The organism is Acrocarpospora pleiomorpha (assembly GCF_009687885.1).
In the GTDB taxonomy this organism is placed as follows: Bacteria; Actinomycetota; Actinomycetes; order Streptosporangiales; family Streptosporangiaceae; genus Acrocarpospora; species Acrocarpospora pleiomorpha.
Map to the genome: position 1 here is coordinate 115,807 of NZ_BLAF01000010.1, position 19,534 is coordinate 135,340.

Sequence of the window (19,534 nt, forward strand, 5' to 3'; positions counted from 1 at the left end):
GGAAACTACGAATGTCTGCCCTACCCCACGTCGACTCCGACCGTCTCGCCGAACTGCTCCCGTGGCCCACGGTCATCGGCGCGCTCGAGCGAGCCCTCACCTCCCCCCTCGCGGACAGCGAGATCACCTCCCGGGTCAGCGTGCCCCTCGCCCACGGCGAGTTGCTCCTGATGCCGGCGGCCACCGGCGAATCACTAGGCGTGAAAATCGTCGGCGTGGCCCACAATCCCGGACCCGACCTGCCCAGGATCCAGGCCCTCTACGTGCTGCTCGACGGAGCGACCCTCACCCCGGTCGCGGTTCTGGACGGCACCGCGCTCACCACCTTGCGCACAGCCGGCCAGTCGGCCCTCGTCGTACGGCAGATGGCCCGGCCCGAGGCGCACAAGCTGGTCGTCTTCGGCGCGGGGCCACAAGCCCGAGCCCACATCGAGGCGCTCCGCACGGTCCGGCCGATCGACTCGGTGCTGGTCGTCGGCCGTCGCCAGGCACCCGTCGAGCTACTGTGCGCTCAACTCAAGTCCATCGGTGTCGACGTGCGGCCCGGAACCCCCGGCGACGTCGCGACCGCCGACATCGTCGTGTGCGCGACCAACTCGCCGACACCCGTATTCGACGGCCACGATCTCGCCGCCGACACCTGCGTCGTCGCGGTCGGCTCCCACACCCCGGACGCGCGCGAACTCGACGACACCGTCATCACCCGGGCGTCCCGCATCGTCGTCGAACACCGGAAGACCGCGCTGCGCGAGGCCGGAGACATCGTCCAGGCGATCGCCAATGGCGTCCTGCACCAGGGCCGGCTCACCGACCTCAGCGACCTCGGCGCCAGGACCCCGGGGATTTCGGTCTTCAAGAGCGTCGGGATGGGCTGGCAGGACCTGGCGGTCGCCCAGGCCGCCTGGCAGGCCGAACTGCGTACCCTCGCCTAGCCCGCGGGAGGCGCGCAGGACGCGCGGGTGATGAGTTTGGCGCCCACGCGGTAGGCGCGGCCGCTTCCGTGCTCGACGGGGGAGCGCTTCTCGATCTGCTGGAGGAGCAGGTCCATGGCCAGCTCGCCCAGCTCCCTCGCGCCGTTGTCGACCACGGTCACGGCGGGCTGCCACCAGCGTAGCCAGGGGATGTCCTCGTAGCAGATCAGCGAGAGCCGGCCGGGAATGTCGATCCCGGCGGCCACCAGGGTGGGCAGGGCACCGAACACGGCTTCGTGGTTGGCCGTGAACAGGGCCGTCGGATTCTGGCGGAGCAGGCGGGTGGTCGCCTCGGCGCCGAAGGCGGGGTCGAAGGGCCCGCGCTCCACGAGGGCCGGGTCGACCTGGCGGCCGCGCTCGCGCAGCGCCTGCTCGTAGCCCGCGAAACGTTCCCGGCCCGAGTTGGTCGTCAGCTCGCCGCCGATGAAGGCGATCCGCTCGTGCCCGAGGTCGAGCAGGTGGGTGGTGGCGGCGTGCGCGCCCTCGCGGTCGGCCGCGAGCACGCTGGGGGCGGCGCTCTCGGCGGCGGCCCGGATGACGCTGACCATCCCGATGCCCTCGGCCAGGAGCGCGTTGGTGAGCGCCGCGTTCTTGCCGGTCCCTATCATGATCAGCCCGTCCACGCCGTACGTGGCGAGGGTGCGCAGGAACGACTCCTCGCGCCGCGGGTCGGCGTCGGTGATGCAGAGCATCACCTGGTAGTTCTCGACGGCGGCCCGCCGCTGCACCACCTCGGCGATGGTGTGGAAGGAGGCGTTGATGAGGTTGTTCAGGACCAGGCCGATGAGGTGGGACTGGCGGGAGCGCAGGGTGCTGGCGGCGCGGTTGGGGCGGTAGCCGAGCTTGGCCGCCGCCTCTTCCACGGCGGCCCTCGTCTCCGGGGAGATCAGCAGGGACCCGCTCAGGGCACGTGACGCGGTGCTCCGTGACACGCCCGCCGCGCCCGCGACGTCCTTCAACGTGATCGCCATCCTGCTCCTTGCTGGGATCGATCCCATCCTATCGCGTGATCTTCTCAGATGGGAATTCCGCGCTGCCATGTTTCCGGGAAATTGAACAGGTAAAAAGCATGTTTCTTGCTTGACCGGAACCAGCCCTTGGGCGCAACCTTATGCAATCGATCCCACAAACGTGGAGCGTAGCAGAGACCCGGGGGACCCATGGATCGCGACGACGTCAGCTGGCGGGGCTACTGGCCGGCCGCGCCGACACCCTTCACCGCGGCTGGAGCGCTGGACGAGCAGGCGTGGCGCGCGCTGCTCCGGCTCTACGCGGCGCAGGGGGTGCACGGCGTCCTGGTCAACGGGAGCACCGGTGAGTGGTTCAGCCAGACCCCCGCCGAGCGTCGTCGCGTCGCCGAGATCGCCGTGGCCGAGCTCTCCGGGCGGATCCCGGTGGTCGTCGGCGTCACCGCCTACACCCCCGGCGAGGCGATCGACCTGGCCAGGCACGCGGCCGAGGCGGGCGCGGACGGCGTGCTCGCCACCCCGCCGCCGTACGTCCATCCGGGTCCCGAGGAGATCCTCGCCTTCTTCCGGGAGGTCAGCTCGGCCACCGACCTGCCGTTCATGGTCTACAACTGGCCGCGCGGCGTCAGCGTCGACATCTCCGCCCACCCCGGGCTCACGCGGCGCCTGGCCGACCTGGACCAGGTCGTGGCGATCAAGGACAGCACCGGCGACTGGCTGCGCATGCTCGGCACCGTCGAGGCCGTGAGCGACCAGGTCCGGGTCTTCGGCAGCTTCCTGCACCGGCGCGGCCTGGCCGTGCTGATGGAACTGGGCGGCGACGGCAACATCGACGGGGGAGGGCTGGGCGCGCCGTTCGCGGTGCCGTACTACGACGCGGTCGCGGCTGGGAACGCCAAGGCCGCCCGCGGCTGGGCCGACCGGTACGCCGGGCTCTCCACCCGCCTGATCAACCCCGACTACAGCGGCGTGTACGGCACGCCGATCGCCCAGCTCAAGGCCGCCATGGCGATCCTCGGGCAACCGGGGGGACACCTCAGGCCGCCGCTGCTGCCGATCGGCGACGCGGCGGCACTCGACGCCATCGGCGCGGTCCTGCGGGAGTCCGGCCTGGCCGAGGCTCTCACCCGGGGTGTGCGATGACCCGCGTCGCGACGATCATCGTCGACGACCGCCCGGTGACCGCCGTGGCGGGCGTGAGCCTCACCGCCGCGCTCGTCGGCGACCGCCGGTGGGCGCTTCGCCGCAACCCGGTCGACGGCGGGCCGCGCGGCCCGTTCTGCGGGATGGGCGTGTGCTTCGAGTGCGAGGTGACCGTGGACGGCGTGTCCTCGGTCCGAGCCTGCCTCACCAGGATCCGGCCCGGCATGCGCGTCGACACCGGAGCGCCTGATGATCGTTGAGCGTGACGTCGTCGTCGTGGGAGGCGGGCCCGCGGGGCTCACCGCCGCCGCCCGGCTGGCCTCGGCCGGGCTGACCGTGACGATCCTGGACGAGCAGCCCGAACTCGGAGGTCAGTACTACCGGCGGCCCGCGCCCGAGGTCGCCAGGCGCTGGGGCGACCACCGCCGCGAAGGCGGCGAGCTGATCGCCGAGGCGCGCGCGGCGGGCGTGGAGCGCCGGACGGGCCATCTGGTCTGGGGGGTGGCCGACGACGGCCGCACGCTCCTCGCCGAGGACGAGGCCGGGTCGCCGGTCCGGCTGCGGGGCCGCGCCATCGTGCTCGCCACGGGCGCCTACGAGCGGACCTTCCCCTTCCCGGGGTGGCAGCTGCCCGGCGTGACCACGCCCGGCTTCGCCCAGCACCTGGCGGCGAGCGACCACACCCCGATCGGGGAGCGGGTCGTGCTGGCGGGCTCGGGTCCCTTCCTGCTGCCGGTCGCCTGCTCGCTGCTCGCGCTCGGGGTGAAGGTGGCCGGAATCGCCGAGGCGGGCACGCCGTACCGGCCGGGACTGCGGGCTCTGGGCGCGCTGCGCCACCCCGCGCGGCTGCGCGAACTGGCCGGGTACGCCGCGCGGCTGGCCCGCGCCCGGGTGCCGATCTGGCAGGGCACCGTGGTGCTCCGCGCCGACGGCCGTGACCGCGTCTCCGCCGTGACGCTGGCCGCCGCAGCGCGCCCCGGCCTGGCCGTCCGCACCGTCGAGGTCGACGCCCTGTGCGTCGGGTACGGCTTCCGCCCGCAGACCGACCTGGCCCGCCTGCTGGGCTGCGAGGTCGTCTCCGACGCGGGCACGGGCGACGCCATCCCGGTCACCGACGCGGCCGGCCGCACCTCCCGGCCGGACGTGTACGTCGTGGGCGAGGCCGCCGGGATCGGCGGCGCGCACACCGCCAGGGCGCGCGGCCTCGCGGCGGCCCACGCCATCCTCACCCGCGAGACCGGCCACCCCATCCCCGCGGCGGAGATACGCCGGCTCGCTACGGATACTCGCCGCCTCGGCCGCTTCACCGCCCTCACCGACGCGCTCTACCCCAGCCCGGCCCTGCTCCTCGACACGCTGCTCCCCGCCCTGCCCGACAGCACCCTGGCCTGTCGTTGCGAGGCCGTCACCGCGGGAGAGGTCCGCGCCGAAGCCGCCGGAGACGTCAACACCGCCAAGGCCAGGACCCGCGCCGGCATGGGCCCCTGCCAGGGGCGCGTGTGCGGCTTCGCCGTCGCGGGACTCGCCGGGGGCGGCACGGTCTTCCCCTCGCGGGTCCCGGTACGCCCGGTGCGGATAGCGACGCTGCTCGAACTCGGCGCGGTGGAGGAGACGGGATGACGCGCACCGCGGACGTCGTCATCGTGGGGGCCGGAGTGCTGGGCGCCGCGGCGGCCTGGCAGCTGGCCCGCGGCGGCAGCCGGGTCGTGATCTTCGACCGGGGCGCGCCCGGCCGCGAAGGGTCTGGGACGACGGCGGGCAACCTGCACGTGCAGGCCGTGCACACCCGGCGCCCCGGGCAGGAGGTGCCCCTCGACAGCGCCAGGTTCCTGCCGTTGCAGCGGGCGGCCAGCGATCGGTGGGAGAGCGTGGAAGAGGACCTGGAAGCCTCAGTCGAACTGCGGCGGAGCGGCGGATTCACCATCGCGGAGACCCCCGAGCAGTGCCAGGAGCTGACGGAGAAGCACACCTGGGAGGCCGCCGCCGGGATCCCGACCGAGGTCCTCGACGGCGACGCCGCGCGGGCGGCGCTGCCGCTGCTCGGCCCCACGGTCACCGCCGCCACCTGGTGCGAAAGGGACGGCTACGCCAACCCGTTGAAGGTCACTCCGGCCTATCTGGCCGCGGCGGCCAGGCACGGGGCCGAACTCGTGCCGTACGCCCCGGTACGGGAGATCACGCGGCGCGGCGCGACCTGGCAGGTCACGGCGGGGGAGCACGTCGTGGACGCCGCCGTGGTGATCGACGTGGCCGGGCCGTGGCTGGGCGAGATCGCCGCGCTGGCCGGGATCCGGCTGCGGATGACGCCGGTGGCGATCCAGATGCACGCCACCGTGCGCGCCCCCGTCACCCTGTCCCACCTGGTCCAGCACATCGGCGAAGGGCTGTCGGTGAAGCAGGTCACCGCGGGCAACCTGCTCATCGGCGGCGGCTGGCCGGCCGGAAGCCTGAATCTGACCGGCCGGAGCGCGACCAGCACGCGCAGCCTGCTGGGCAACGTGGCCCTGGCCGTACGGGTGCTGCCCTTCATCCGGGACCTGCGACTCCTGCGCGCCTGGGCGGGACCGCTGGCGGCCACCCCCGACGAGATGCCGCTGATCGGCGAGGTGCCCGGTGAGCCCGGCTTCCTGGTGGCCGGCGGGACGTACGCGTTCACGTTCGCGCCGCTGTGGGGCGAGACGCTGCGCCGCCTGGCCGAGGGCGCGCCGCCGCCGGTGGAGATCGCCGACCTCGGGCCCGACCGGCTCATGACCCAACCGATGACGCACGAAGGGAGACAGCGGTGCTGACACTGACCGGCGGGCACGTGGTGGACGTACGCTCCGGGCGGATCCGCCGGAACGTCAACGTGGTGGTGCGGGACGGGCGGATCGAGCGGATCACCGCCGCCGCCCCGCCACCGGAGGCGGCCACCGTCGAGCTGGGCGGCAGGTACGTCCTGCCCGGCCTGATCTCGGTGCACACCCACCTGTCGGTGCGCTACCCGTTCTCCGCCATCGACGAATCGGAGGACTCGGGGCTCACGGCACTGCGCGCGCTGTCGCGAGCCCAGGACGCCCTCCACGCCGGGGTCACCACGATCCGCTGCGTGCACGAGCAGAACCGCGCCGACCTCCTGGTGCGCACGGCCGCCGAGCAGGGCTGGGTGGCCGCGCCGCGCATCGTCGGCGCGGGCCGCGCGATCTCCACGACCGGCGGGCACGGCCACGGGAGCGCCTGCTCCTACGCCGACGGCCACGACGGCTTCCTGCGCGCCGCCAGGCAGGAGCTCGCGGCGGGCGCCGACCTGCTCAAGATCTTCATCACCGGCGGCATCGCCCACCAGGGCGAGTCCTTCACCGGCGCGCAGATGACGGCGGAGGAGATGGCGGCGGTCGTCCGCGCCGCCGAGGAGCACGGCACCTACGTCACCGCGCACGCCGGCTCCGGATCGGCGATCAGGGAGGCGCTGCACGCGGGGGTGCGCGGCTTCGAGCACGCCTACGAGCTGGACGAGGACACGGCCGCGCGGATGGCGGAGCGGCGGGTCTACCTCACCCCCACCCTGTGCGTCACCCGCTGCCCGGAGTGGATGGCCGAGCACGACTTCACGGCGTGGCAGATCGAGCGCGCGCTGGAGGTCGGCCCCGGCCACCTGGCCAGCATCCGCCGGGCCATCGCCGCCGGCGTCGCCGACCCCGCCGACCCGGGGGTCCCGGGCATCACCATGCTCGCCGGCACCGACTACCCGCCGGGCGAGCCGATCGAGGACACCGTGGTCGCGGTCCGCGAGATGGAGTTCCTGGCGGAGGCCGGTCTCGACCCGGCCCAGACGTTGCGCGCCGGCACCCTCGACGCGGCCCGCCTGGTCGGCCTGGCGGGCCGGGCGGGCGCCGTCGAGGAGGGCTACCTGGCCGACCTGATCGTCACCGACCGCGACCCGCTCGGGGACGTCTCGGCGCTGCGCCGCATCCCCTTCGTCATGCAGGCCGGGCGCATCGTCCGCGACGACCTGCCCGCTCCCCGGCACGGAGGTGCCCTGTGAAATCGGCGATCCGCTTCGCGGTGGACATCGGCGGCACGTTCGTCGACGCCATCGCCTATGACGAGACGACCGGCGAGCTGAGGCTGCACAAGGCCCCGACCACGCCCGGCTCGCCCGCCCGCGGCGTGTTCGACGCGGTCGGCGGCCTCGCGGACCGGCTCGACGACGTCGAGGCGTTCGTGCACGGCACGACGCTCGGCCTGAACGCCATCCTCCAGCGCCGCGGCGCGGACGTCGGGATCATCACCAACGAGGGTTTCCGCGACCTGCTGGAGGTCGCCCGGGCGAACGTCCCCGCGGCGCACATGTACGACTTCTCGTACGCGCCTCCGCCGCCGCTCGTGCCCCGCCGTCACCGCACCGGCGTGCCCGGCCGGATGGACGCCCAGGGCGCCGAGGTGACGGAACTCGACGAGGACGCGGTGCGGGAGGCGGGCCGCCTCCTGGTGGAGGAACGCGGGCTGCGCTCGCTGGCGATCTGCTTCCTGCACTCCTACGCCAACCCCGCGCACGAGCGGCGGGCCGCCCGGATCCTGCGCGCGGCCTACCCGGACGTGTCGGTCTCCACCTCGACCGACATCACCAGGGAGTACCGCGAGTACGAGCGCACCAGCACCGTCACCCTCGACGCGTACATCAGGCCGGTGCTCAACGACTACATCGGCGCCCTGGAGGGCGGCCTGGCGGGCGCCGGGCTCACCCGCCCGCTGCACATCATGCGCTCGGGCGGCGGCGCGATGACCGCCGAGCTGGCCCGGCGCGCGCCGCTCATGACCGTGCTGTCCGGCCCCGCCGGCGGCGTGGTGGGCGCGTCCTTCCTGGCCCGCGAGCAGCGCCTGCCCAAGCTGATCTCCTTCGACGTCGGCGGCACCAGCGTGGACTGCTGCGTGATCGAGGACGGCGAGCCGGGGGAGGTGCACGAGGCGGCGATCGACGGTTTCCCGCTGCTCATCCCCATCTTCGACATCCGTACGGTGGGCGCGGGCGGCGGCTCGATCGCCTGGATAGACGAGGGCCTGCTCAAGGTCGGCCCGCACAGCGCCGGCGCGGTTCCCGGGCCGGTGGCGTACGGCGCGGGCGGCACCGAGCCGACGGTCACCGACGCCGCGCTGGTGCTCGGCTACCTGGACCCCGCGGCGTTCCTGGACGGCGAGATGGACATCGACGCCGGAGCCGCGCGCGCCGCGATCGAGGCCGAGCTCGCCGTCCCCCTCGGCGTGACCGTCACCCAGGCGGCGGCGAGCGTGTTCCAGGTCCTGCTGGCCCGCACGGTCGGCGCCCTGCGCGAGATCACCGTCGAACGCGCCTTGGATCCGCGGGAGTTCGCCCTGCTCGCCTACGGCGGCGCCGGTCCGCTGCTCGGCCCGATGCTGGCCCGCGAGATGGGCATCGCCACCACCCTCATCCCGCGGGTCCCGGCCGCGTTCTCCGCCTTCGGCATGCTGATGTCGGACCTGGAGTACGAGTTCGCCACCACCGTGCTGCGCCCGCTGAGCGACGCCACCCTCGCCGCCGTCGAACCCGCCTTCGCCGAGCTGGAGCAGCAGGGCGAGGAGGTGCTGTCCACGCAGGGCATCAAGCCCGAGGACCGCAGGCTGATCCGCCGCCTCGACGTGCGCTACCACGGCCAGGAGCACAGCCTCGGCATCGACCTGGTGCCCGGCGACACGGCCGCCACCGTGCTGTCCCGCTTCAACGCCCAGCACGAGGCCAGGTACGGCCACGCGATGCCGGACGCGGGCCAGATCCTCACCCTGCGGGTGCGCGCGGTGGGAAAGCTGGCCAAACCGGGACTGCGCGAGCTACCGGCCACCGGCACGGGCGGCGCGCGGCCCGCCGGTTCCCGCCCGGCCTTCGACGTCGCGACCGGCGAGGTCACCCCCTTCCAGGTGTACCTCAGGGACTCGTTGTCGCCCGGCCACACGCTGCGCGGCCCGGCGATCGTCGAAGAGGGCACCTCGACCACCGTGATCTTCGCCGACCAGCGGCTCACGGTCGACGGCTACGGACAGCTGCTGGTCACTGGAGGAAACGATGACTGAACCTTTGGACGGGGCGACCGTCGAGGTGATCCGCAACTACCTGGTCTCGGTGGGCGAGCAGATGCGCCGCACCCTGGTCAGGGCCGCCTTCAATCCGGTGATCTACGAGGTGCTGGACTTCGGCATCTCGATCTACAACGCCGACCTGGAGCTGACGGCGGAGGCGGCGGGGATCACCTCCTTCCTCGGCGCGAACGACCACGCCATCGTCAAGGGCGTCGAGTACGTCGGCCGGGGGAACCTCCGCCAGGGCGACGTCTACCTGCTCAACTATCCGTACTGGAGCGGCGCGCACTCCTACGACGCGATGCTGTTCGCGCCCGTCTTCCGCCCCGGGCACGAGGGCCCCGCCGCCTACCTGGCCGTGCGCGCGCACTGGATGGACCTCGGGGCGAAGGCCCCGGGATACGTCCTGGACTCCACGGACATGCACCAGGAAGGGCTGATCTTCCCGGGCACGAAGATCGTGAGCGGGGGCGAGGTCGTCCGCGACATCGTCGAGCTCATCCGCTTCAACTCCCGCCTGCCCGACCTGACCATCGGCGACTTCCACGCCCAGCTGGCGGCGCTGCGCACCGGCGAGAACCGGCTCGCGCAGGTCTGGGAGAAGTTCGGCGGGCCGACCGTGGACCAGGCCGTGCGCCAGATCATCGAGCACGGCGAGCGGGTCGCGCGCAAGGCCGTGGCGGCGCTGCCCGACGGCACCTGGACGGCCTTCGACTACTGCGACGACGACGGCATCACCGACGACCTGATCCGGATGGAGGTCAAGGTCACCATCGACGGCGAGCGCATGGAGGTCGACTTCAACGGCTCGGACGGCGCGGTCGCCGGGCCGGTCAACCTGCCCATCGGCGCCACCGAGAGCCTGGCCAAGGCGATCTACAAGGAGCTGACCACCGCGACGGAGCCGTCCAACGCGGGGCACTACCGGGCGCTGGAGATCAAGGCGGACCCCGGCAACTTCTTCCACGCCGTCTACCCGGTCGCGACCTTCACCCAGTGGAGCGGCATCGTCGCCTTCGAACTGATCCACAAGGCGCTGGCCCAGGTGCTCGACTCCATTCCCGCCTCCTCGGGCGGCGACGAGCCCGGGTTCATGGCGCTCGGGCACGACCCGCGTACCGGCGCCGACTATGTGATCAGCAACAACGAGGGCATCGGCTGGGGCGCCAGTAGGGACCACGACGGCGCCAACGCCCAGCAGCACCCCTCGCAGAGCGTGGTGCGCAACACCCCGATCGAGGTGCTGGAGCACAAGGCGACCCTGTTCCACGAGCGGCTCGAACTGATCCCCGACTCCGGCGGCGCGGGCCGGCACCGCGGCGGCCTGGGCGTGCTCCGGCAGGTCCGCTACCTGGCCGACGGCGAGGTGCTGTCGATGAAGAAGAAGAGCAAGACCCGCCCCTGGGCGCTGCACGGCGGCCAGGAGTCCGAGCCCAGCGAGATGGTGCTGTGGCCGGAGACCGAGCGCGCCAAGCGGGTCGGAATGTACCGCGCGGCGATGCGGGCGGGGGACCGGTTCGTGAACCGGACCGCGGGTGGCGGGGGATACGGCGATCCGCTGGAACGTGAGCCGGCCGCGGTGGTGGCCGACGTGCTGGACGGATACGTCAGCGCCGGGGTCGCCGAGCAGGTCTACGGGGTGATCGTCGATGAGACCGGCGGCTGGCGGCCCACACCCGCCAGAGCCGAAAACCACGAAGGGTAACAGCCGATGCACCGCTCCCATAAACTGATCCCCATCCTGCTCCTCGGTTCGCTGGCCCTCGCGGCGTGCGGCGGCGCCGCCGATTCGACCGGACCCTCCGCTGGTCCCGACCCGCGCAAGCAGACACTGATCATCGCCGAGAACGAGCCTCCGGCCACGTTCGACCCGGTCCAGGCGGACAACTCCACCGTGGACGAGGTGGTCATCCCCGCCTACGACACCCTGGTCCGGTACGAGGGCGACAAGCTCACCCCCTCGGTGGCCACCGAATGGGCCTTCGCCGCCGACGGGAAGAGCCTCGACGTCACCCTGCGCGACGACGTGACCTTCCACGACGGCGCCAAGCTGACCGCCGCCGACGTGGCGTACACGCTGGACCGCATCGCCAAGCTCAAGATCGGTGTGGCCTCGCTGATGAGCGCCTACGACTCGACCACGGTCACCGACGACACTCACCTGACGATCAAACTGAAGCAGGCGTACTCGCCGTTTCCCGCCGCGCTGACCAGGGTCTACCTGCTCAACTCCGCGCTGGTGAAAACCAATGCGGGCGCGGACGACGGGCAGCGGTGGCTGGCTTCCAACGACGCCGGGTCCGGGCCGTACAAGCTGGGCGGGTACACCCCCAACCAGGAGGCCAAGTTCGTCAGGTTCGACGGCTACTGGGGCGGCTTCACCGGCCAGGCGACCAGCGTGGTCTTCCGCTACCTGCCGCAGGCGGCGACCCAGAAGACCTCGCTCACCAGCGGCGACGTGGACATCGCGATGGACATCGACCCCAACGACTGGGCCGGTCTGGAAAGCTCGGGCTACGTGGTGAACAAGGCCGACACCAACGTGCAGCTGTACGTGTTCTTCAAGATGAAGGACTCCCCGCTGGCCGACAAGGCGCTGCGCGAGGCCATCGCCTACTCCTACGACTACGACCAGCACGTCTCGGCGATCCTCAAGGGCGCGGGCAAGAAGGCCGTCGGTGTGCTGCCCAGCGCGATGTCCTGTTTCGACGCGACCGTGCCGCAGCCCGGCCGCGACCCGGAGAAGGCCAAGAGCATCCTCGCCGCCGCCGGTCTCAAGGACGTCACCCTGACGATGACCTACCTGAAGGCGACGGCCGAGATGGAGCAGGCGGCCACGTTGCTCCAGTCGAACCTGGCGGAGGTGGGCATCACCCTCCAGCTTGAGGCGATCACCTACCCGCAGTACGTGGAGAAGCTGAAGAGCAACGCCACCACTCCCGACCTCGGCATGATCTACGCCTTCCCGCCGTACCCGGACCCCGACTCGGTCCTGTACCTGCTGTTCGACTCCAAGTTCATCAACAACGGCCAGAACAGCGGCGGCTACGACAAACCCGCGATCGACACCCTGGTCCAGGGTGCGCAGCAGCAGACGGACATCGACGAGCGGTGCACGGCCTACAAGGAGGCCCAACAGACCATCGCCGCCGACGTGCCCTCGATCAACATGTCCAATCCGCAGTACGTGACGGTCCTGCGCGCCGGGCTGAACGGCTACGTCTACCAGCCCGCGCACCACCAGACCGTGGACGTCTACAAGATCCAGGTGGGCTGACCTCCCATGGGCCGCTTCCTGCTGCGCCGCCTGGTCACGAGCGTCGTCGTCCTGGCCGGGCTGGCGGTCGTCACGTTCCTGATGACCCAGGTCCTGCCCGGCGACCCGGCCAGGGCCGCGGCGGGACGGAACGCGACGGCCGAGCAGGTCGCCGCGGTCCGCGCGCGGTTCGGTCTCGACCAGCCGCTGCCCGACCAGTTCTCCGGCTACCTCGGGCGGCTGCTCCACGGCGACCTCGGCACCTCGGTCTTCACCCAGCGGCCGGTGCTCGACGACGTGGCCGCCATGCTGCCCGCGTCGGTGGAACTGGTGCTGGCCGCGATGGCGATCAACATCGCGGTGGCCGTGCCGCTGGGCGTCTACGCCGCCTACCGGCGCGGCCAGGCGGCGGACGTCGCCGCCCGGCTCATCACTCTGCTCGGCGCGGCGGTGCCCGTGTTCTGGCTGGGGCTGATGCTCCAGCTCGTCTTCGCGGCCCAGCTGGGCCTGTTCCCACTCACTGGACAGCTCGCCTTCGGGCAGGAGGTGCCCGCGATCACCGGCATGATCTCGCTCGACGCCCTGCTGTCAGGGAACTGGGCGGCTTTCGGCGACGCCCTGCTCCATCTCGTGCTGCCGGCCGTGACGCTGGCGGCGGCGTTCGTCGCCGTGGTGGCGCGGACGGTCCGCTCCTCCATGATCGCCACGCTGGACTCCGACTACATCACGCTGGCCCGCTCGACCGGCGCGTCGGAGCTCCGCGTGGTGGTGCGCCACGGCCTGCGCAACGCCCTGGTCCCGGCCAGCACGATCCTCGGCATGCAGCTCGGGTGGATGCTCGGCTCCACCGTGCTGGTCGAGGCCATCTTCGGCCGGACCGGCATCGGCGCGTACGCGGTGACGGCGGTCCTGCAGAACGACCTCTACGCCGTGATCGGCACCATCCTGGTGATCGGAGTGGTCTTCGTGGTGATGAACGTCGTCGTGGACCTGGTCCAGCTCTGGCTGAACCCGCGCCTGCGCCAGGCGGGCCGCCGCGACCGGCGGGCAGAGATCCCGGTGGCGATATGAAACGTGAGATCCGGGCGGTGGACAGGATCGCCTTGGTGGTCGCGGTCGCGGTGGTGGTCCTCGCCGCCGTGGGGCCGCTGATCGCGCCGGCCGACCCCTACACCGTCGACCTGGCCGACGCGCTCCAAGGCCCCTCCGCCGCGCACTGGTTCGGCACCGACGTCAACGGACGCGACGTGCTCAGCCGGATCCTGTACGGCGCCCAGGTCACCCTGCCCGCCACCGTCATCGTGATCGTCGCCGCCACGCTGATCGGCACCCTGATCGGCACGGTCGCCGCGCTCGGCGGCAGGGCCCTGGACGAGGTGCTGATGCGGCTCACCGACATCGGCCTGTCCCTGCCCTCGATCATCCTCGCCCTCGGGCTCGCCGCCGCGCTCGGCCCCGGCCTGCGGTCGGCGGTCATCGCCCTGGCCCTGACCTGGTGGCCCGGCTACGCCAGGCTGGTCCGCACCCTGGTCCGCGAGGTCAAGGACGCGGAGTACGTGGACGCGGCCCGCATGCTCGGCGTCTCCCGGGCCAGGCTCGTCTTCCGGCACATCCTCCCCAACGCCCTGAACAGCCTCTACGTCCAGACCACGCTGGACGTCTCCGCCGTGATGCTCGTCATCTCCGGCCTGTCGTTCGTCGGGGTGGGCGCGCAGGTGCCGTCGGCGGAGTGGGGGGCCATGATCGCCGCGGCCGCCAACAACCTCACCAACGGCTGGTGGGCGGTGGCCTTCCCCGGCCTGGCCATCCTGCTCACCGCCGTCGCCTTCAACCTGGTGGGCGACTGGCTGCGGGTACGCAACGACCCGACGATCCGGGAGGGGGTCCGATGACGTCTGCCTTGCTGGCCGTACGAGACCTGCGGGTGTCCTATCCAGGTCCCGTCGAGGTCGTCCACGGCGTGGATCTCGACCTGGCGCGCGGCGAGAAGCTCGCCCTGGTCGGCGAGTCCGGCTCCGGCAAGTCCGTCACCGCCAGAGCGATCCTGCGGCTCGACACCGACGCCACGCTGAGCGGGCGGGTCGAACTCGACGGCGCCGACCTGCTCACGCTGCCGCCCCGCCGCATGCGCGCCATCCGCGGCGCCCGTATCGGCCTGGTGTTCCAGGACCCGCTCGCCGCCCTCAATCCCGTCATGACGATCGGCTGGCAGATCACGCAGCCGCTGGTCATCAGGGGCGTGCCCAAGAAGGTCGCCAGGCGGCGCGGCGTCGAACTGCTCGCCCGCCTCGGCGTCCGCGACGCCGAGCGCCGCTTCGACGACTACCCCCACCAGTTCTCCGGCGGCATGCGGCAGCGTGTCGTCATCGCCATCGCGGTCATCGCCGAACCCGACCTGCTCATCGCCGACGAGCCGACCACCGCCCTGGACGTGCGCGTCCAGGCGCGGGTGCTGGAACTGCTGCACGAGCTGACCGGCGAGCGCGACATGGCCGTCCTGCTCATCACCCACGATCTCGGCATCGTGGCCGGCTTCGCCGACCGGGCCGTGGTCATGCGGCACGGCCGCGCGGTGGAGACGGGCCCGGTCGAGGACATCTACCGGCGGCCCCGGCACGAGTACACCAAGGCGCTGCTGGCCGCCGTCCCCCGGATCGGCGGCGACCACACCCGCCCGCTGGTCACGATCAAGGAGGGCGAACGGTGACCGAGCCCCTGTTGCGCGTGGCGAACCTGACGAAGAGCTTCGCCGGGCGCCGCGTGCTGTCCGGCGTCTCCTTCGAGGTCGCGCCGGGCGAGGTGCTCGGCCTGGTCGGCGAGTCCGGGTCGGGCAAGTCCACCACCGCGCGCTGCGTCGCCCGGCTGACCGAACCCGACGCCGGGCAGGTCACCCTCGGCGGGCGCGACGTGCTCGCCGCCGGCCGCCGCGAGCTGCGGGTGCTCCGGCGCGACATGCAGATGGTCTTCCAGGACCCCTACGCGTCGCTGAACCCGCGCATGACCGTGGCCGCCCTGATCGAGGAGCCGCTCGCCGTGCACGGCCTAGAACCCGACCGGCGGCTGCGCCGGAAGCGGGCCGCGGACCTGCTGGAGACCGTGGGCCTGTCGGCCGAACACCTGGACCGCCACCCCCGGTCCTTCTCCGGCGGGCAGCGGCAGCGCATCTCCATCGCGCGGGCGCTGGCCGTGCGGCCCCGGCTGCTCATCTGCGACGAGCCGGTCTCGTCGCTGGACGTATCGGTGCAGGCGCAGGTGCTCAACCTGCTGCGCGACCTGCGGCAGCGGCTGGACCTGTCGATCCTGTTCATCGCCCACGACCTCGCGGTCGTCTACTACCTGTGCGACCGGGTCGCGGTCATGGAGCAGGGCTCGCTGGTCGAGGTCGGCACGCGAACGGAGGTGTACGGGAATCCGCGGCATCCGTACACCAGGTCGCTGCTGGACGCCGTGCCCGTGCCTGACCCCACCGATCGAGGGAGTCACCCATGAGAATGTTCGTCAACGGGCAGGCGATGTCCGGAGGCAGCCTGAACACCGCCCTGAGCGGCGCGCGCCTCCTCGGACCCGCCGAAACCGCGCCCCGCTACCGGTTCTACTCGGTGCGGGATGAGTTCCCCGGCCTGCACCCGGTGCGCGACGACGGCGTGGCCGTCCCCGGAGAGGTGTACGAGGTGACCTACGAGATCCTGCGCGACGAGCTGCTTCCCCGCGAACCACCCGAACTGGAACTGACGGTGATCGAACTGTCCGACGGCTCGGGCTGCCTGTCCATGCGGATGCGCGCGGAGTCGCTGACGGCGCCCGGGGTGACGGACATCAGCGCCGCGGGCGGCTGGCGCGCGCACATGGCCGCGAGCACGCGATGACGCCCGCTGAGACGGTGGTGCGCGGGGGAACGGTGGTCGAGGCGGGCTGGTCCGCGCCCGCCGACGTGTTCGTCGCCGGCGGCCGGGTGACCGCCCTCGCCGTGCCCGGCACCCCCGCGCCGCGCGGCGCCACCGAGATCGACGCGACCGGGACGCTCGTCATGCCCGGCGGCGTGGACCCGCACTGCCACGTGGGCTTCACCTCCGGCGAGTTCACCTCACTCGACGACTACGCGCAGTGCACGACGGCCGCCGTGTTCGGCGGCACCACGACCATCGTCGACTTCGCGATCCCGCGCCCCGGCGAGCGGCCCGCCGACGTGGCCTACGCCCAGCGGGCCAAGGCCGGGCAGGGCCTGTGCGACAGCGCTCTGCACGCCTGCGTGGTCGAGTGGGACGAGACCGTGCCCGGCCAGCTCGGCGCGCTGGTCGCCGACGGCGTCGCCACGGTGAAGATGTTCACCACCTACCGCGGCGAGACCATGGCGAACGAGGACACCATCCTGCGCACCATGAAGACCCTGCGCGACCTCGGCGGCATGGTGGTGATCCACTGCGAGGCCGACCACATCATCGAGGACGCTCAGACCCGCTGCGCGGCCGGCGGCGCGATCGGCGCCGAGCACATGGCCGGCACCCGCCCCGAACTGGCGGAGACCGCGTCCGTGGCCGAGGTGCTGGCCATCGCCGAGTCGCTGCGCGCCCCCGTCTACTTCGTGCACCAGTCGACCGCCGAGGCCGTCGAACTGGTCGCGGCGGCCCGCCGCCGCGGCGTGCGCGCCTTCTCCGAGTCGGTCGCCCACCACCTGATCCTCGACGACACCCGGTACGGCGGAGCCGCCCCGGAACGGTTCGTCTGCTGCCCGCCGCTCCGCCCGCGCTCAGCCGTGGACGCGCTCTCCCGCCACCTGTTCACCGGCGAGATCACCACGATCGGCAGCGACCACTGCTGTTACGACCTGGCCCAGAAGCGATCACACCGGACCGACGTACGAGCCATGCCGAACGGCCTGCCCGGCGTCGAGACCCGCCTCCCCGTGATCTTCTCCGCGTACGTCGCGGGCGCCGGCCTGCCCGCCAGCCGCTTCGTCGCCCTGACCTCGGCCAACCCCGCCCGGGCCAACGGCCTGTATCCCCGCAAGGGCACCCTGATGCCCGGCGCCGACGCCGACATCGCGATCTGGGACCCGGCCGCGCGATGGCAGGTGACCAGCGGCGACCTCCACATGGCCACCGACTACACCCCCTACGAGGGCATGCTCCTCACCGGCCGCCCGCGAACCGTCCTGGTCGGCGGCCGACCCGTCGTCCACGACAACACCCTCCTCGACCCCACCCCACACGGCCGCCACCTGCCCGCGGGGCCCATCCTGGCCTGAGCGCCGGTCTCGGCACTACGTACGCCTGGGCCGGGGGGACGGGCTGGGGGCAGGTTTGTTGATCTACTTTGTAAAGGGGGCTCATCTTCGGCTGTCCCTCAGCGGCCGCGGCGCAGCCCGCGCAGGAAACTCCACAGCCCGGAAGGAGCGGCTTGTTGTCCGGCGGCGGTCTCACCCGTGAAGGCCGGCTGCGTAGCCTGTTCGTGCATGCTTCCGGAGTTGGCCGTGGCGACGAAGCTCTTGGTGAGTTCGAACTGGACGGGAAGGGACCGCAGGGCTCGCATGAAGGGCGAGGGACGCCAGGGCAACTGGTCGGCTGGGAGCGCGAGCTTCAGCTTGGAGAACCGGTTGAACAACTGGCGTACGGCGATGGTGGTGATCTGGGTGGCCAGCCGCTGGCCCAGGCAGCTGTGCGGGCCTGCGCCCCAGGCCAGGTGGGCACGCGTGCTGCGCATGGCGTGGCGATTTATCGCCTCGGCGAACCTCGGGTCGGCGTGGGCGCCGGCGATGGACAGCATCACCGGATCGCCGGCGGCGATCGTGTAGCGCCCCAGCCTGACATCGGTTTTCGCGAACCGGAAGGTCAGGTTGGCCATTGGCGGGTTGAGCAGGGCGACCCGGTTCACCGTCTCCTCGATTGTGCCCATCGACAGGCTCGCCCGCACGTCCGGATTGGAGATCACCTCGACGACGACGTTGCAGATGAGGCTGGCGGTGAAGTCGAGCAGCCCGGGCAGCATGAGTAACTCGCGGGCCAGTTCGTCCTGGGTGAAGTCCGGCTTGGCCTTGATCATGTAGGAGGAGAGGTCGTCGCCGGGCTGCTGCCGCTTGGCGCTCGCGAGCTCCGCCATGGCGGTGTAAATCCGCTGGAACGCGGCGGCCGCGTCCGGGCCCGCGTCTATCATCCGCCAGATGTCCATCACCACGTCCTCGCCGCGCGCGGTGGTGAAGCCGAGGAGGCGGTTGGCGACCATCAGCGGGAGCGGTCGCGCGTACTGCCCGGCCAGATCCGCCCACCCGGTGGGGCCTCCCTCCGCCAGCACGTCGATGAGGTCGTCGGAGTAGCGAATGATGGCTAGTTCGAGCATCTGGGCCTGCGGGTGGATGGGGTCCTGGTATGGCGCGAGCGCCGCCGTCCACGCGTCGCGTAACGCGCGTTGCGTGGCTCCCTCCTGGAACGCCGAGCTGTTGACCTCGAAGACGGCGCGCAATGGCCAGTCGGCCGGTATCCGGTCTTCCTTGTTAGCGCGCCACCGGTCGGGATGCTTGCTCCAGAGGTCGCCGGTGTTCCGCAGAACGTACAGCACTTCGTCGTATCCGAGGACGAACCAGACCGGCACGCCGAGCAGATCGACCGGGGCGACCGGCCCGTACCTGCTGCGCAGGCGTTCGTGGACGAGCGCTGGGTCCGCATCGTAATCCCTGGTCAGCAGCGGTTCTACGGACAACGACACGAGTGCTCCAGCAGTCGACTGGGGCAATGAGTCATACGTCAAGGGGATGCACAACCTTCCTGGTTTACGAGCCCCCGCTCTGGTTGGTGAGCTCGCGCCAAGGTGGTGCAGATGCTCTGTCATCGCATGCGGGCCCCCCGACCCGCAGAATGCCCGAAAGAGTACCGCGTGGCGCTGGGCACGTTGGAAACAGGTGCCGTTGTCCTCAATTGGGACAGGGTGCCGGCCTATGGTGCTGCCACGATGCGCGAAGGGAATCGGTTGGAGGACTCCAATGGCGACCAGACAGACCAGAGGCGGCATGCTGCGGCTGCGGGTCGGGCGGGGCTACCTGTGCGTCTCTGGGAATCAGCACGCGGCGAGCGGGCAGCGGTACGAAAAGGGCTCACCCACTTGGGGAGCGAAGTACACTCGACGGCACAATC

At 71.8% G+C, this 19,534-nt stretch carries 17 protein-coding genes; 15 read left to right on the forward strand and 2 right to left on the reverse strand.

Annotation, left to right across the window (positions count from 1 at the left end):
- Window positions 1–11 precede the first annotated feature (11 nt).
- A complete protein-coding gene (locus tag Aple_RS10145) occupies window positions 12–932 on the forward strand; it encodes an ornithine cyclodeaminase family protein (protein WP_155344257.1) in 921 nt (306 codons plus the stop codon).
- On the opposite strand, the gene Aple_RS10150 is transcribed toward Aple_RS10145, so the two are convergent.
- Window positions 929–1,942, reverse strand: a complete 1,014-nt coding sequence (locus Aple_RS10150) for a LacI family DNA-binding transcriptional regulator (protein ID WP_155344258.1) — start codon at window positions 1,940–1,942, stop codon at window positions 929–931. The two genes, Aple_RS10145 and Aple_RS10150, sit on opposite strands and share 4 nt — an antisense overlap.
- A gap of 189 nt (window positions 1,943–2,131) precedes the next feature.
- Between Aple_RS10150 and Aple_RS10155 the strand changes: the two genes are divergently transcribed.
- Genes Aple_RS10155 through hydA form a run of 14 tightly spaced genes read left to right on the forward strand, consistent with a single transcriptional unit; the run spans window position 2,132 to window position 17,655 of the window.
- A complete protein-coding gene (locus Aple_RS10155) occupies window positions 2,132–3,082 on the forward strand; it encodes a dihydrodipicolinate synthase family protein (RefSeq protein ID WP_155344259.1) in 951 nt (316 codons plus the stop codon).
- Window positions 3,079–3,342, forward strand: a complete 264-nt coding sequence (locus Aple_RS10160) for a (2Fe-2S)-binding protein (RefSeq protein WP_155344260.1) — start codon at window positions 3,079–3,081, stop codon at window positions 3,340–3,342. Before Aple_RS10155 ends, Aple_RS10160 begins: the two co-directional genes overlap by 4 nt.
- The gene (locus Aple_RS10165) at window positions 3,332–4,702 is read left to right on the forward strand and encodes an NAD(P)/FAD-dependent oxidoreductase (RefSeq protein WP_155344261.1); all 1,371 of its coding nucleotides are present in this window, start codon (window positions 3,332–3,334) and stop codon (window positions 4,700–4,702) included. Before Aple_RS10160 ends, Aple_RS10165 begins: the two co-directional genes overlap by 11 nt.
- Entirely contained in the window at window positions 4,699–5,871 is a 1,173-nt protein-coding gene (locus tag Aple_RS10170) for an NAD(P)/FAD-dependent oxidoreductase (protein ID WP_155344262.1), read from the forward strand. Before Aple_RS10165 ends, Aple_RS10170 begins: the two co-directional genes overlap by 4 nt.
- Window positions 5,865–7,106, forward strand: coding sequence for a metal-dependent hydrolase family protein (locus tag Aple_RS10175; RefSeq protein ID WP_170321384.1), 1,242 nt, complete (start codon window positions 5,865–5,867; stop codon window positions 7,104–7,106). The genes Aple_RS10170 and Aple_RS10175 overlap by 7 nt, the downstream gene beginning before the upstream one ends.
- On the forward strand, window positions 7,103–9,148 hold the full coding sequence (locus Aple_RS10180) for a hydantoinase/oxoprolinase family protein (RefSeq protein ID WP_155344264.1): 2,046 nt from the start codon (window positions 7,103–7,105) through the stop codon (window positions 9,146–9,148). The genes Aple_RS10175 and Aple_RS10180 overlap by 4 nt, the downstream gene beginning before the upstream one ends.
- A complete protein-coding gene (locus tag Aple_RS10185; protein ID WP_155344265.1) occupies window positions 9,141–10,859 on the forward strand; it encodes a hydantoinase B/oxoprolinase family protein in 1,719 nt (572 codons plus the stop codon). The genes Aple_RS10180 and Aple_RS10185 overlap by 8 nt, the downstream gene beginning before the upstream one ends.
- 6 nt (window positions 10,860–10,865) lie before the next feature.
- Window positions 10,866–12,431, forward strand: coding sequence for an ABC transporter substrate-binding protein (locus Aple_RS10190; protein ID WP_155344266.1), 1,566 nt, complete (start codon window positions 10,866–10,868; stop codon window positions 12,429–12,431).
- Between the two features lie 6 nt (window positions 12,432–12,437).
- Entirely contained in the window at window positions 12,438–13,481 is a 1,044-nt protein-coding gene (locus Aple_RS10195) for an ABC transporter permease (protein WP_155344267.1), read from the forward strand.
- Window positions 13,478–14,302 (forward strand): ABC transporter permease, encoded by an 825-nt coding sequence (locus Aple_RS10200; RefSeq protein ID WP_155344268.1) that lies wholly within the window; start codon window positions 13,478–13,480, stop codon window positions 14,300–14,302. The genes Aple_RS10195 and Aple_RS10200 overlap by 4 nt, the downstream gene beginning before the upstream one ends.
- Window positions 14,299–15,117, forward strand: a complete 819-nt coding sequence (locus Aple_RS10205; protein ID WP_155344269.1) for an ABC transporter ATP-binding protein — start codon at window positions 14,299–14,301, stop codon at window positions 15,115–15,117. Before Aple_RS10200 ends, Aple_RS10205 begins: the two co-directional genes overlap by 4 nt.
- A complete protein-coding gene (locus Aple_RS10210) occupies window positions 15,114–15,899 on the forward strand; it encodes an ATP-binding cassette domain-containing protein (RefSeq protein WP_155344270.1) in 786 nt (261 codons plus the stop codon). The genes Aple_RS10205 and Aple_RS10210 overlap by 4 nt, the downstream gene beginning before the upstream one ends.
- Entirely contained in the window at window positions 15,896–16,276 is a 381-nt protein-coding gene (locus Aple_RS10215) for an allophanate hydrolase-related protein (protein ID WP_218038224.1), read from the forward strand. Before Aple_RS10210 ends, Aple_RS10215 begins: the two co-directional genes overlap by 4 nt.
- Window positions 16,273–17,655 carry a dihydropyrimidinase gene (gene hydA, locus Aple_RS10220; protein WP_155344271.1) on the forward strand — a complete coding sequence of 461 codons (1,383 nt, stop codon included), beginning with the start codon at window positions 16,273–16,275 and terminating at the stop codon, window positions 17,653–17,655. The genes Aple_RS10215 and hydA overlap by 4 nt, the downstream gene beginning before the upstream one ends.
- Window positions 17,656–17,753: 98 nt before the next feature.
- Here hydA and Aple_RS10225 read toward each other — a convergent pair whose 3' ends face one another.
- Complete coding sequence (locus Aple_RS10225; RefSeq protein ID WP_246264326.1) at window positions 17,754–19,109, reverse strand: cytochrome P450; 1,356 nt, start codon at window positions 19,107–19,109, stop codon at window positions 17,754–17,756.
- Between the last annotated feature and the right edge of the window lie 425 nt (window positions 19,110–19,534).

Bases quoted from the DNA above. Each gene is read 5' to 3' on its own strand.
- Aple_RS10150 (WP_155344258.1), bottom strand. From the start codon at position 1,942: ATGGCGATCACGTTGAAGGACGTCGCGGGCGCGGCGGGCGTGTCACGG.
- Aple_RS10195 (WP_155344267.1), top strand. From the start codon at position 12,438: ATGGGCCGCTTCCTGCTGCGCCGCCTGGTCACGAGCGTCGTCGTCCTG.
- Aple_RS10170 (WP_155344262.1), top strand. From the start codon at position 4,699: ATGACGCGCACCGCGGACGTCGTCATCGTGGGGGCCGGAGTGCTGGGC.
- hydA (WP_155344271.1), top strand. From the start codon at position 16,273: ATGACGCCCGCTGAGACGGTGGTGCGCGGGGGAACGGTGGTCGAGGCG.
- Aple_RS10200 (WP_155344268.1), top strand. From the start codon at position 13,478: ATGAAACGTGAGATCCGGGCGGTGGACAGGATCGCCTTGGTGGTCGCG.
- Aple_RS10165 (WP_155344261.1), top strand. From the start codon at position 3,332: ATGATCGTTGAGCGTGACGTCGTCGTCGTGGGAGGCGGGCCCGCGGGG.
- Aple_RS10145 (WP_155344257.1), top strand. From the start codon at position 12: ATGTCTGCCCTACCCCACGTCGACTCCGACCGTCTCGCCGAACTGCTC.
- Aple_RS10190 (WP_155344266.1), top strand. From the start codon at position 10,866: ATGCACCGCTCCCATAAACTGATCCCCATCCTGCTCCTCGGTTCGCTG.
- Aple_RS10160 (WP_155344260.1), top strand. From the start codon at position 3,079: ATGACCCGCGTCGCGACGATCATCGTCGACGACCGCCCGGTGACCGCC.
- Aple_RS10155 (WP_155344259.1), top strand. From the start codon at position 2,132: ATGGATCGCGACGACGTCAGCTGGCGGGGCTACTGGCCGGCCGCGCCG.
- Aple_RS10215 (WP_218038224.1), top strand. From the start codon at position 15,896: ATGAGAATGTTCGTCAACGGGCAGGCGATGTCCGGAGGCAGCCTGAAC.
- Aple_RS10185 (WP_155344265.1), top strand. From the start codon at position 9,141: ATGACTGAACCTTTGGACGGGGCGACCGTCGAGGTGATCCGCAACTAC.
- Aple_RS10205 (WP_155344269.1), top strand. From the start codon at position 14,299: ATGACGTCTGCCTTGCTGGCCGTACGAGACCTGCGGGTGTCCTATCCA.